Raw genomic sequence first — 13869 nt, 5'->3', positions numbered from 1 at the left:
TTAATTTTATTTATTCATTTTAACTTTCAAAAATTAAAAACTATATCCTAATGCTAGATTAAATCGTGAACCGTTTCCTCTTGTATAATTAGCATTTGTTCCATAAAATTGTGAAGTAGTTGTATAATAATCTGTGTTGAATATATTTTCAATACCCAATTTCACTCTTATTCTATCCGTAACTTTGTATGCCGTTGCAAGATTCCATAAATTGAAAGAATGGATAGGCCCTTCACCAATTGCATAAGCACCAGCTGCGTTAGGTTTAAAAAGATCACGATCACCAACCAACATCCAGTATAATTCTACATTAAGCCTTTTGTCTCCATATTTTGCATAACCGGTTACCTTTACTGGTGGAATTCTATTTGATTTCAAATATATATCAGTTGGTCCGTAAAAATTACCGTCAGAATCCTTATCTCCTCTTCCTTGTACATACGCATAATTTCCTCCAACAGTTAATTGTTTTAAAACTTGATAATCTGCTTGAACCTCATATCCCCAAACTCTTTCAGGCAAACGTTCAGCAACAAGATATCCATCCACTTGAACTAAATTGGTTCCAAGTTTTGAAGTGCTGAAATAATACGCAGCACTTAAATTAAATTTGCCTAACTGACTGCTGAAACCTCCTTCGTAATTGTTGACGATAATTGGTTTTGTTTGCAATTTAGATACAGCATCCTCTTTTGCATTTGTAAGCACCCTTCCTAAATCAAAAACTGAAAAAGATTGAGAGAAGCTCACAAAAGGATTAAAAAATTTAAATCTTGAATATCTCAATCCAGTGTTAAACACGAAGGCATCATAAGTAAGATCTCCACCTGTAACAGCAATACTTCCTTTACCATCAGCACCAGTAGCAATTGTGTTATAATCTTCGATATTTATCTTTATGTTTTCAGCGCGCAAACCTGCTTTTAAAGTCCAGTCACTAAAAATCTGTGTGGTCAACTGCGCATAAGGAGCAAGATTTACCATATCAATATTTGGTACCCACACCCTTCCGTCAACTAGTTTTTGATTGGTTTTATCATTCAATAAATCAAAACCGTAAATTACATCACCAGAAAAATTAGAAGAAATTTCAAAAGGAGTATTCAGATAAACTCTAAGCCCTTTCTTTGCAGAAGCTGTCTGTGATTGTCCGCTTCCGTAGAAAAAAGTTGAATTTGAAAATATAGTTAAAAAATCTTGGAAGTAAATATTTGCTGTAAATGAAGTATTGCCAAAAAGCTGTTTATTTACATATTGCAAGCTACCATTGTGATTATATCGGGTTCCTTCATCAACTCCCGGTCTGTTGCCCAGAATACCGATTGCAGGACTCACACCGTACACACCTGGTTTCAGTATAAAATCAGAATCTTGGTTTGAGCTGAAATAATTATACATCAATTCAATTCTTTGATTAGCTGTAAAATCATATCCCGCTTTAGTAAATACGTTGTAAGTTTTAGTTTCCCCTAATCCGTATTCAGGCGAAATTACCTGTCCTTCTCCATCACGAAAAACACCTGTTTTTTCGTAAGTTCCGCTGACCATATAATTAAATTTATTTAGCCTTCCATAAAACTGCTGATTGTACCTATAACCTGCGGTACTGTCTCCTTTAATATTACCAGTAGTTCCAGCTTCACTATATCCTGCAAATTTCTTTTGAGTCTTGTTCGATTTAGTTATGTAATTGATCAATCCGCCATCTGCACCATTCCCGTAGATAGCAGTTGCACCTTTAATCACCTCGATACGCTCTATAACTGAAGGATCGATTGAACGAATTTCTCTACCCGCAGATTTTAAAGGAGTAGATTGCGGAATTCCATCAATTAAAACTAAAGGATTTCGACCTCTCAATGTCTGCCCATAATTTCCAGTATTGTTTGTCGCTGATCCCAAACCTGGAACTGCATAGGCAACGATGTTAGCAATATTTGGACTCACAATTGATAATTCGTCAATATCTTTACTTGTAATAACAGTTACTGAAGATGGTGTCTTCGATAAAGTTTCTACTTTTCTGCTCGCTGAAACTATAATTTCATTCAGTTGATCCCCTTCATTTCCGTCTGCATTTTGATTGTCATTTGATCTTTGAATCTGAAAATTTAAATCTGCTGTTTCCCCAGCTGAAATATTAATTTCTTGCTCGAGAGTATTATAACCTTGAAGTGTAACTTGAACAAAATAGGACTTCTCCTTAATATTTTTTAAACTGAAACTACCGTCGCTATTTGCAGTTGTTCTGTATTTTGAATTTTTAAGAGTAATTACTGCCCCTGAAGAAGACTTTCCGTCTGAAGTTGTGATTCTTCCATTAATTTTTCCATGCTGTTGGGCATAAGAAACTGTTATAAAGAAAAAGCTAAAAATAAATAAAAAATGTAATGCTTTTAAACTAAAATATTTCATCTGATTATAAATTTGGTTAGGATTGTTTTTATTCATTCTAAATAAAAACGCGACAAAAATATAAATTAATATTAGTTTAACAAGCAAATACTTTATTTAATCGTAAAACTCATTAAATATCAAAAGAATCAAAATTAAACTTCATTAAACCTTTACAATCATTTACTTTAAAATTCTTAAAATTTCTTCTAAAATAATTCCTATTAATTCTAAATAAATATAAATTTGTGCAGATTTTTTATCAGAAAAATAGATTTAATTCACACCCTAATTTTAATGAAAGGATTTAAAAAGAAAATTGGATTATTGCATTTATGGCTTGGAATAGCTTCTGGTCTTATAATTTGTATCGCTGCAATAACCGGTAGCCTATTAGTTTTTGAAAAGGAAATTGACAGCACTCTTAATCCTGATTATTACAATGTTTCAGAAATTGGAACCCAAAAGAAAAGTTTGGATTTCTGTGTAGATATCCTTCAGAAAGAATATGGAATAAAAGAGATCACCCGAATTAGCACTTTTAGCAATCCTTCACGTACCATTCAAATAGTTGGAAAAGATTCCGATAAAAAAGTGCATTTATTTTCTGTAAACCCTTACACAGGCAAGGTTCAAGCATCAACACTTCAGAAAAGCAGATTTTTTGCCGTTGTTTTAGAAATACACAGACAGCTTTTAATGGGCGAAACTGGCAGCATAATAATGGGAACATCTTGCCTAGTTTTTGTTTTTATGCTAATTTCAGGACTAATATTATGGTGGCCTAAAAAAGTAAAAAACTTAAAACAAAGACTTCAAATAAAATGGGATGCTTCTTTTAAAAGAGTTGTGTGGGATTTGCACTCAACAATTGGATTCTATTCTTTTTTCATTTTATTGATTATTTCACTAACAGGATTATTTTTTGCCTTCAACTGGTTTCAAAATGGTGTTCTTTATCTCGCTGATGGAAATACTAAAAGGCCTTCTGCTAAAATCGAAAACCCTACAAAAACGGATCCTGGTTTAATAAAAACAGATTTTTACCAAAGTATTTATGACCAATCTGACAATCTTTTTCTCTATAAAGGAAATATACAGATCAGAATGCCAGCCGATACAATAAATAGTATTTTGGTATTAAAAGAAAATACAGAAAGGCTTATCCCCCATCAGTCAAGTGCGGCGTATTTTGATAAATATACTGCTGAAAACATTGAAGCAAGACCTTATAAATCTTTTTCAACTGGAGACAAATTAAAACGTCTTATTTATCCAATTCATACGGGAAGTCTATACGGCTGGCCTACAAAGATTATTGCCTTGTTGGTTTCATTGCTTGCAGCGACACTTCCTGGTACAGGATTTTTGATATGGCTTGGAAAAAAGAAAAAGAAAGCAAAATAAGCTTGTGCATTTAATTCGTGACTGTAAAGAACTTTCATAAAAAAGCCAGATTAATTTCTGGCTTTTTTTATAATGATATTTAAGAAAGCTCTATTGAGTCTTACAATTCTTCCTTCATATTAATTTATATTCTTTGAGTCTGTATCTTTAAGAAACTTGATTAATCCTTTCATATAAATTTCCTGATCATCATACATACTCATATGACTGCCATTCGGGCAATATAAATAGGTTCCGTTTTTTACCTGAGAGGCAATCCATTTCATATGCTCGGGATCCATTGTATCATATTTAGCTCCAATAGATAATGTCGGGACAGTAAGCTTTGGAAGCTCTTTTTTAATATCCCATTTCTCCAGTTTTCCTGACAATCCAAATTCACTTGGCCCCTGCATGGTTACATACAACGACTGATTAATTTTACTAAAGGATCTGTTTACAGGTTCTGGCCATTTATCTGCATCTAAACGTAAAATATGTTTGCTATAAAAATTAGGCATTAGCAACTGCATGTATTCAGGATTTTCAAAATCTTTATTTTTCTCAATTTCCCTGATTCTTGCCAACACTTTTGGATCCATTTGTTTTGCCAACACATCATCTGCATATTTATCATAATCAATGGCACTCATCATCATATTAGAAATAATAAGTCCTTTTAGGTTCTGCTGATACTTTAATGCATACTGCGAAGCTAAAATTCCGCCCCAAGAGTGACCCAATAAATAAAAATTGCTTTTATCCAGACCCAGCGCTTCGCGTACTTGTTCTACTTCCTCCACATAACGATTTAAGTCCCAAAATACAGGATCATTTGGATTATCTGAATTTCCAGTCCCCAATTGGTCATAATAAATAAATTCAATTCCTTCCTGCGGCAAAAAACTCTCCATACACTCAAAATATTCGTGAGTTGCCCCTGGCCCTCCATTTAAAAGCAGCAGTTTTATTTTCGGATTATTTCCAATACGTTTAGTCCAAACCTTAAACTTGCCTTTTGGCGTGTTTATTTCTACAACTTTTATTCCTCCCGTTTTTATACCTGAGGATGTATCTTTTAAATAAGCACTAAGAGGTTCATTTTCTTTTTCCATCTTTTCTTTATTATTGCAAGCTGTAAAACACAGCATACTTAATACCGCCAAAGAGAACTTTTTGTACACATTCATGAGTAATTTATTTAAATTGATTAGTGACTAGTTTTGCTGTTCTAATATACTAAATTTCAGTTAACCGAATTTCTCAACAATACAAAAAACCTTCAATTAGATCCAAGATTAGAAACCTTATAAGGCATAACAATCTAAGCTTTCTATCAATTTAATGTCAAAAAAAAATCAGATTATAAGTTTTAAAAACGCTTTAATCCGAAAACTGCATTTTTACAAAATAATAATTTAGCGCCGTTGTTTTTAAAAAAACGTTTCTTTAAATTTGTGACTCTTATGAAAAACTGGTGCACTAAACTTTTACTTTCAATTGTCATTCTTTTAAATGGATACGGCAATGTTTATGCACATTCTGCAGTTTCAAGAGTTAATGATTTTTCTTCTTCTTTAATTTTTAAAACAGATTTTAACGCTGGACATCAAATAAACCGCGGACGTTTATTTGAAACATTTAAAAGAAAGATATGTCTTTTCGACAATGAAGAAAATGAAGATAACTTTTCATCAGCTCAAAAACAGCTTGTAAAAAGCAACTACTTTTTAATTTTTCACAGCAGTAATCACTTTGTTGTTTCGACAACTGCTTTTACTCAAAAAGTAAATGACTGCAAAATTTTCAGTTTACTTTATAACAAAGTATATCTGTTATTTCAGGTTTTTAGAATTTGATTTTTAATGCTGTTGTTTCCCAGCGGCTGATTTCTTTACTGTTTTTATCCTCTATTTTCTTATTTGAACAATAGAAGGATACAAACCTCTATGGCTTATTTCCAAAAGCCTTTTACTTAAAATCAAAAATAAATTACGTTTTAATGCTGAAATAATTATGAAGAGAATTTTCATGATCATGACTTTGTGCACCTTAGTTTTTGCAGGGTGCAATTCTAAAAAAGAAGAAGAAAAAGAAGAAAAAACCAAATTTCTGGTTACTAATCCAATCGAAAAAGATACTACAATTACAAAAGAATATGTATCACAAATACATTCTATTCAACATATTGAAATAAGAGCTCAAGAACGCGGTTATCTTGAAAAAATTTATGTAGACGAAGGACAAATGGTAAAAAAAGGCCAATTGCTATTTAAAATCATGCCTGCACTTTACGAAGCTGAATTAAAAAAATCTAAAGCCGAAGTAAGTTTTACCGCAATTGAATACCAAAATGCTAAAAAATTAGCAGATGAAAAAGTGGTTTCTCCAAATGAATTGGCAATGGCAAAAGCCAAGTTAGAAAAAGCAAATGCTGAGATGGCGTTAAGCAAAGTTCATCTTCAGTTTACAGAAATCAGAGCGCCTTTTGACGGTATCATAGACAAATTCCACGTACGTCAGGGAAGTTTAGTTGATGAAGGAGAACTGCTTACAGAGCTTGCAGACAACAGTTCAATGTGGGTTTATTATAATGTTCCAGAATCTGAATATTTAGATTATCAGGAAAAGGCAGGTAAAAACGGAAAAATGAAAGTGAATCTTTTGATGGCGAATAATAAAGTTTTTCCATATTCAGGAGTTGTAGAAACCATTGAAGCTGATTTTGATAACGAAACAGGGAACATTCCTTTTAGAGCAACATTTCCAAATCCGAAGAAACTTTTAAGACACGGAGAAACAGGAAGCATTCAAATGCCTATAGAACTTAAAAATGCCATGCTGATACCTCAAAAAGCAACTTTTGAAGTTTTAGACAAAAAATATGTGTATGTAATTGACAAAAATAATGCTGTAAAATCTAGAGAAATTGTTATAGCTGCCGAAATGCCTCACCTATTTGTAATAAAAGAAGGTTTGTCAATTCATGATAAAATACTTTTAGAGGGGATTCGTCTTGTAAAAGAAAACCAGAAAATAGACTACGAAGTGGTAAAACCTCAATCGGTTATGTCCAATTTAGAACTGTACGCAGAATAACCGAATCTAAAAGAAAAAGAAATGTTTAATAAATTTATACATAGACCCGTTTTTGCAATTATAATTTCGATTATAATTGTCTTTATAGGTACACTGTCGATCAAACAGCTTCCTATATCGCAATTCCCTCAAATTGCGCCCACAACCGTAAATATTTTTATCGCTTATCCTGGTGCAAGCGCCGATGTATTAGTAAAATCGACCTTAATTACATTAGAGAATTCCCTTAACGGAACACAAGGCGTGCGTTACATGGCGACCGATGCAACTAGTGCCGGAGAAGCAACACTTAGAATCATATTTGAGCCAGGAACCGATCCTAATGAAGCTGTAATTAGAGTCAAAACAAGGGTAGATCAGGTAATGCCATTATTACCTGAACTGGTTCAGCGTGAAGGAGTTGTTATTACTCCTATTCAGCCGAGTATGTTGATGTATGTGAATCTTTATTCGAAAAGCAAAAGCATGGATGAGAAGTTTCTCTACAACTATGCCGATGTGAAAATGATTCCTGAAATCAGCCGTGTAAAAGGTGTTGCTAGAACTCAAATTTTAGGAAGCCGTAAATATGCAATGCGTGTTTGGCTGAATCCTGACAGAATGCGAGCTTATAAAATTTCTGTTGAAGAAGTTATGCAAGCGCTGCAAGAACAAAGTATTATTGGTCGTCCAGGTCGATTGGGACAAAGTTCTGGTATTGCCGCACAATCTTTAGAATATGTATTGACATACAAAGGAAGATACGACGAACCAAAACAGTACGAAAATGTAATTGTCCGTGCAAATTCTGAAGGTGAAAGCATTCGTTTAAAAGACATTGCAAAAGTAGAATTAGGAAGCGAATTTTTTGATATTTATTCGAATCTAGACGGTCATCCTTCTGCCGCAATAGTATTAAAACAAAACTATGGAAGTAACGCAAGCGACGTAATCAATGATGTAAAAGCGAAACTGGAAGAAATGAAAGCCAGTTTCCCTCCAGGAATGGATTATAAAATCAGTTATGACGTTTCGCAATTCTTAGATGCTTCTATCGATCAAGTAGTTCATACTCTAAGAGATGCCTTTATTTTGGTTGCTATAGTAGTATTTATATTTTTAGGAGATTGGCGTTCGACTTTAATTCCGATTATTGCCGTTCCTGTCTCTTTAATTGGAGCATTTTTCGTTATCCAAATGTTTGGAATGTCAATCAACTTGGTAACGCTGTTTTCTTTGGTATTAGCAATCGGAATTGTGGTCGATAACGCGATTGTCGTCGTCGAGGCCGTCCATGCCAAGTTTGAAGAATTTCCACATATTACGCCTTATCATGCTGTAAAATTGGTGTTAGGCGAAATTGGAGGAGCTATTATTGCCATTACAGCCGTTATGGTATCTGTATTTATTCCCGTTTCGTTTATGTCTGGTCCCGTTGGAACTTTCTACAGACAATTTTCGGTTACCATGTCAAGTTCGATTATCATTTCGGCAATCGTGGCTTTGACCCTTACTCCTGTTCTTTGTGCGATTCTTTTGAAAAATAATCACGGAAAACAGAAAAAGGGAAATATATTGACTAAATCTCTTGATGCTTTCAATAGATGGTTTGAAAGACTTACAGGACGTTATGTTATTGTTTTAAAAACAATTGTAAGCAGAAGAGTTTTAACTTTTGGAATTCTGATTGCGTTCTGTGCTTTTATCTTTATAGAAAATAAAGTACTTCCTTCAGGATTTATTCCGAGTGAAGATCAAGGAACTATTTACGGAATCATTCAAACGCCACCAGGTGCGACTTTAGAAAGAACGAATCAGGTTGCTCAGAAATTACAGAAAATCTGTGAAAAGGTTGAAGGTGTTGAATCTGTTTCTTCTTTAGCAGGTTACGAAATCATGACTGAAGGCCGTGGTTCAAATGCAGGAACGTGTTTGATTAACTTAAAATCATGGTCTGACAGAAAACATTCTGTAACAGAAATCATGGAAGAGTTAGAAAAGAAATCTAAAGATCTAGGAGCTGTTGTAGAGTTTTTCGAGCCGCCAGCAATTCCCGGATTTGGTTCTTCCGGAGGTTTTTCTATGCGTTTATTAGATAAAACAACCAGTACCAATTATCAAGAGTTTGATAAAATCAACAAGCAGTTTATGGCCGAATTAGGCAAACGTAAAGAACTTTCTGGTTTGTTTACGTTCTTCGCTGCCAATTATCCACAATACGAATTAGAGATCAACAATGATTTAGCCATGCAAAAAGGTGTTTCTATTGGAAAAGCGATGGAAAATCTAAATATCTTAATCGGAAGTACATACGAACAAGGATTCATCAAATTTGGACGTTTCTTTAAATTATACGTACAATCTGATCCAAAATTTAGAAGACTTCCGTCAGATGTATTAAATCTCTTTGTAAAAAATGATCATGGAGAAATGGTGCCTTATTCTGCCTTTATGACTCTTAAAAAAACACAGGGACCCAATGAGATCACGCGTTACAACATGTACAATTCTGCTGCTATTCAAGGTCAGCCTGCAAAAGGATACACAACTGCTGATGCCATTAAAGCGGTGCAGGAAACAGCTCTTAAAACACTCCCTAAAGGATATGACATTGCGTGGGAAGGTCTTTCTTATGATGAAGCTGGAAGAGGTAACGAATCGCTTTATATCTTTTTAGTGGTATTAGCTTTCGTTTATTTCGTATTGGCGGCACAATATGAAAGTTTTATTATACCGTTTTCTGTGATTTTATCGATTCCTGTTGGAATTTTAGGTTCGTTTGTCATTCTTCAAATGATGGGCTTGCAAAACGATATTTACGCACAAATCGGATTGATTATGCTTGTTGGATTGCTCGGTAAAAATGCTGTATTGATTGTCGAATTTGCTGTCCTCAAACATCAGCAGGGCGCAACCATTCTTGAAGCCGCCATCGAGGGTGCCAAAGTACGTTTTAGACCAATCTTAATGACATCGTTTGCCTTTATTGCTGGTTTGATTCCGTTAATTTTTGCTTCTGGAGCAGGTGCAATCGGAAACAGAACTATTGGAGGATCAGCACTTGGAGGAATGCTTTTTGGAACCATTTTCGGAGTAATTATCGTTCCTGGATTATATTACATTTTTGGTTCAATGGCACAAGGCAGAAAATTAATTAAAGGAGAAGAAGAAAGTTCATTATCAGATGATTTCATGCATCATGTAGATGATTTTTCAAAAAACAATCAAACGGAGGAAAATGAAGAATAATCGAAACATAAAATACGCAGGTCTTGCCTGCGTATTACTCTCTATAGCAGGTTGTAAAACACCTTCAATTGTAGAAAAAACAGAAAACAAAACGTTGCCAGAAAAATATACTGATAATGCTTTGGATACGCTCAATACGGGAAAAGTAAAATGGAGAAGTTATTTTACAGATGAAAATCTCGAAAATCTGATTGATATTGCATTGAAAAACAATCAGGAATTAAACATTACACTTCAAGAAATTGAAATTGCTAAGAGCGAAGTAAAAGCACGAAAAGGAGAATACTTGCCTTTTGTTGGTTTTAGTGCTGGTGCCGATGTAACTAAGTCAGGAAGATACACAAGCACAGGTTCTGGTGAAGCTACAACAGAGATTATGCCGGGTAAAGAAACTCCAGATCCGCTACCCAATTTTAGATTTGCACTGACTTCAAGTTGGGAAATAGATATTTGGAACAAACTGCACAATGCTAAAAAAGCAGCTTTAAACCGTTATTTAGGTTCTATTGAAGGAAAAAATTTTGTTGTAACCAATTTGATTGCAGAAATAGCTGATTCGTATTATGAACTTTTAGCATTGGATAATCAATTAGAAATCATCAAACAAAATATTGATATTCAAACGAACGCTTTAAAAGTAGTTAAAATACAAAAAGAAGCCGCTAGAGTTAACGAACTAGCTGTACGAAGATTTGAAGCACAAATTTTAAGCACGCAAAGTCTGCAATTTGATATTCAACAGCAGATTACGGAAACGGAAAATAAAATCAATTTCTTGCTAGGACGTTTTCCTCAAAAAGTTGTTAGAAACAGCAGTACTTTCAGCACTATCACTCCAGCAGATGTTCATGCTGGAGTTCCATCTCAGCTTTTAGAAAATCGTCCAGACATTAAAAAAGCAGAAATGGAATTAATTGCTGCAAAACTGGATATTAAAGCAGCCAAAGCTCAATTTTATCCATCTCTCGGTATTTCAGCCGGAATCGGATATGAAGCTTTTAATACCAAATATTTGCTGACTTCTCCAGAATCTTTATTGTATTCTATAGCAGGCGATTTAGTTGCTCCTCTTATTAACAGAAATGCAATCAAAGCAAGCTATCTAACTGCAAGCGCCAAACAGATTCAAGCTGTTTACAATTATGAGAGAACATTAGTAAATGCTTATGTGGAAGTTGCAAATCAATTATCTAAAATACAAAATACAGCGAAAAGCTATGATTTGAAGTCTAAACAAGTTGAGGCATTAAACGAATCTATTCAAATATCGAATAATTTGTTTAGTTCTGCCAGAGCAGATTACATGGAAGTTTTATTGACTCAAAAAGATGCTTTAGAATCTAAATTTGAACTTATCGAAACAAAAAAACAGCAAATGAACGCCTTTGTAAATGTTTACAAAGCATTGGGAGGTGGCTGGAATTAGTAGTTTTCATTTTTTTTTTATTTTAATTTAAAAGGAGGCCTTCTGAAAAGAGGTCTCCTTTTTACTACCAGATTCTTCAATATTTCATCAATATATTTTAAATCTATTGATGAAAACAAAAAAGCTTGAGAAATCTCTCAAGCTTTTTTGTTTAACAATTTTACTTAGATAATTATCATTTACTGAAATCGTAGCTTAAAGAAGCGCCAAGTCCAAATTGAAATGTTGATGCATAATCAGTAACTGCCACCGGACCCCAATAATAATCCCAATAATAATCATATCCAACAGCTGCCGACATAGACTGCAGATAAGCATGAAGATTAATTGATAACGGTGAATTAGTTTTTACTTTTACACCACCTTTAATTTCCCATGCAAAATAAGTTCCGCTCCCACTCTTCGGTGTTTCAAGAATTGCAACTCCTAAGCCTGCTCCCAAAAATGGAAGCGCCTTTTGAGAACTCGACCCAAAATAATAAGTATAATCTGCTAATATATAATTAATAGCACCTTTATCATCTCCGGCATTAAGCTGAGTTCCTGGTGGAATAGGATTACCATTATTAGATATAGTAGCCTTTGTATACAAAGGCATATTTGTATCAAGTCTGTTATACTTTAACTCAATGGAAGCGTTATCCATTATAAAATATTCCAAACCAAGACCGTACTCAAAACCATCTTCAACTTTTCCATAAGAAGAATCAAAATCTACTCTATCAGAAAAGGTATAGCCTCCGTACAAATTAAGCAAAAATGAATTGGCAGTTTGTCCTGACATTGCCAATGAAAAGAATAAAACAGCAACTAATAAATAATACTTTTTCATAATTTTTAATTTTAGTTTATAATAATTGATTTATTATTCCCCAGTCTATAAGCTTAATTAAAAATGTTTCTATCCTTTTGTTTACTGCTAGACCACAAAAGCGGCTATTTTTCAACAGTTACTTTACTTTCTTTTTTTGTAATCTACAAATGCTAAAAGCAGTAAAAAATTTAGAACTTTTTTTCATGGCGTAGTACTGTAAGGTTTTGGGTTGTTTAATGGCATCAAAGTTATTCTACCTAAAGCATTATGTTGTAAACAAATAGATTCAAACATGTTGCAAATTATAAAATGAAACCAAATTTTTATATATTTGTCTACCTATGAGTAGATACATTATGAGAAATAGCATTATTAAGGAAGCTGACCGCTTACTAATGCAGACAGGATATAATGCATTCAGCTATAAAACAATAACTGAAAGAATAGACATCAAAACATCATCTATTCATTACCATTTTCCAAAAAAAAGTGACTTAGGAATCGCTATCATTCAAGCTCATCAAGACGCATTTGAAGAAACTATCCTGCGTACAAAAGATAAAACTCCTTTAGAAAAAATCTTAAAGCTTTTTCTCTATTACAGAAGACTTGCAGCAGAACAAAAAGTTTGCATTGTAGGAGCTTTAACCTCTGATATAAACACATTGGATGAGAAATTGAGAGAAAAAGTATTGGCATTCGCAGAATCAATTGTTGGCTGGACAGCTACAATATTAGAAGAAGGAGAGCATCAAAAAGTATTCAAACCTATTTCTGCTCCACATTTAAAAGCAAAAATTCTTGTATCAACACTTATGGCATTAACACAACTTGCTAGAATTGAAAATAGCAATGACTCATTTGAAAAAACTTTAGAAGTTCTTTTAGACGAAATAATTTTAAAAAATAATATATAATGGCAAACAAAATTTTCGAGTACGAACTCACCATCAAAGAATTTCATCTTGATACTTTCGGTCATGTAAATAATGCAACCTATTTACAAATTTATGAAGAAGCACGTTGGCAGTTTATAACTGAAAACGGCTATGGTTTAGACAAAATTAAAAAAACTGGTTTAGGCCCAGTTATCCTTGAAATTAACCTTCGATTTATTAAAGAGTTAAAACTAAGACAGAAAATAGTTATTCACTCGCAAACTGGCGAATATGAAGGTAAAATAGGAACAATAAAACAATGGATCACCGATAGTGAAAATAATATCTGTTCTGATATAGAAATGAAAATAGGATTATTCGATACATCGCTACGTAAATTAGTTAAACCAACAGAAGAATGGCTAGAAGCTATAAAATAGCCTATCATTTTTATTTCTAAAGGCTGTCTATAGACAGCCTTTTTCATAGAGATATAATTTTTCTTTATTTCTTTTTATTGCAAAAGAGTTTTTAGATGTCTTATCCATTGATTTCCCAAAACATCCTTAAAACAGAAAACCCCATCCGTATTGGATGGGGTTTTCAAAAGAAAGGCGACGACATACTCTCCCACATAACTGCAG

Annotated in this window: 10 protein-coding genes; 7 read left to right on the top strand and 3 right to left on the bottom strand. The window is 33.6% G+C overall.

The genetic code is table 11. The features are described 5' to 3' along the window. Positions 1-33 precede the first annotated feature (33 nt). Positions 34-2415: a TonB-dependent receptor gene (locus ACE01P_RS15925; protein WP_379699690.1), complete on the bottom strand. Its 2382-nt coding sequence runs from the start codon at positions 2413-2415 to the stop codon at positions 34-36. Positions 2416-2691: 276 nt separating this feature from the next. On the opposite strand from ACE01P_RS15925, the gene ACE01P_RS15920 reads away from it, so the two are divergent. Then, positions 2692-3801 carry a PepSY-associated TM helix domain-containing protein gene (locus tag ACE01P_RS15920; protein WP_379699687.1) on the top strand — a complete coding sequence of 370 codons (1110 nt, stop codon included), beginning with the start codon at positions 2692-2694 and terminating at the stop codon, positions 3799-3801. Between the two features lie 119 nt (positions 3802-3920). On the opposite strand, the gene ACE01P_RS15915 is transcribed toward ACE01P_RS15920, so the two are convergent. Next, positions 3921-4970 (bottom strand): proline iminopeptidase-family hydrolase, encoded by a 1050-nt coding sequence (locus ACE01P_RS15915; protein WP_379699685.1) that lies wholly within the window; start codon positions 4968-4970, stop codon positions 3921-3923. 276 nt (positions 4971-5246) lie between these two features. On the opposite strand from ACE01P_RS15915, the gene ACE01P_RS15910 reads away from it, so the two are divergent. From ACE01P_RS15910 to ACE01P_RS15895, 4 genes are all read left to right on the top strand, one after another. Then, a complete protein-coding gene (locus ACE01P_RS15910; protein ID WP_379699683.1) occupies positions 5247-5639 on the top strand; it encodes a hypothetical protein in 393 nt (130 codons plus the stop codon). A gap of 157 nt (positions 5640-5796) precedes the next feature. Then, positions 5797-6879: an efflux RND transporter periplasmic adaptor subunit gene (locus ACE01P_RS15905; protein WP_379699681.1), complete on the top strand. Its 1083-nt coding sequence runs from the start codon at positions 5797-5799 to the stop codon at positions 6877-6879. Positions 6880-6900: 21 nt separating this feature from the next. Further along, complete coding sequence (locus ACE01P_RS15900; RefSeq protein ID WP_379699679.1) at positions 6901-10107, top strand: efflux RND transporter permease subunit; 3207 nt, start codon at positions 6901-6903, stop codon at positions 10105-10107. Next, positions 10097-11533, top strand: a complete 1437-nt coding sequence (locus ACE01P_RS15895; RefSeq protein ID WP_379699677.1) for a TolC family protein — start codon at positions 10097-10099, stop codon at positions 11531-11533. The genes ACE01P_RS15900 and ACE01P_RS15895 overlap by 11 nt, the downstream gene beginning before the upstream one ends. Positions 11534-11708: 175 nt before the next feature. Here the strand turns inward: ACE01P_RS15895 and ACE01P_RS15890 are convergent, their stop codons facing one another. Then, positions 11709-12365, bottom strand: a complete 657-nt coding sequence (locus ACE01P_RS15890; RefSeq protein ID WP_379699674.1) for an outer membrane beta-barrel protein — start codon at positions 12363-12365, stop codon at positions 11709-11711. 323 nt (positions 12366-12688) lie between these two features. On the opposite strand from ACE01P_RS15890, the gene ACE01P_RS15885 reads away from it, so the two are divergent. Beyond that, positions 12689-13264: a TetR/AcrR family transcriptional regulator gene (locus tag ACE01P_RS15885; RefSeq protein WP_379699672.1), complete on the top strand. Its 576-nt coding sequence runs from the start codon at positions 12689-12691 to the stop codon at positions 13262-13264. Continuing rightward, positions 13264-13665 (top strand): acyl-CoA thioesterase, encoded by a 402-nt coding sequence (locus tag ACE01P_RS15880; RefSeq protein WP_379699670.1) that lies wholly within the window; start codon positions 13264-13266, stop codon positions 13663-13665. The genes ACE01P_RS15885 and ACE01P_RS15880 overlap by 1 nt, the downstream gene beginning before the upstream one ends. Positions 13666-13869 lie beyond the last annotated feature (204 nt).

Source organism: Flavobacterium sp. HJSW_4 (assembly GCF_042436695.1).
GTDB lineage: Bacteria > Bacteroidota > Bacteroidia > Flavobacteriales > Flavobacteriaceae > Flavobacterium.
This window is presented reverse-complemented; position numbering and strand designations above follow the sequence as displayed.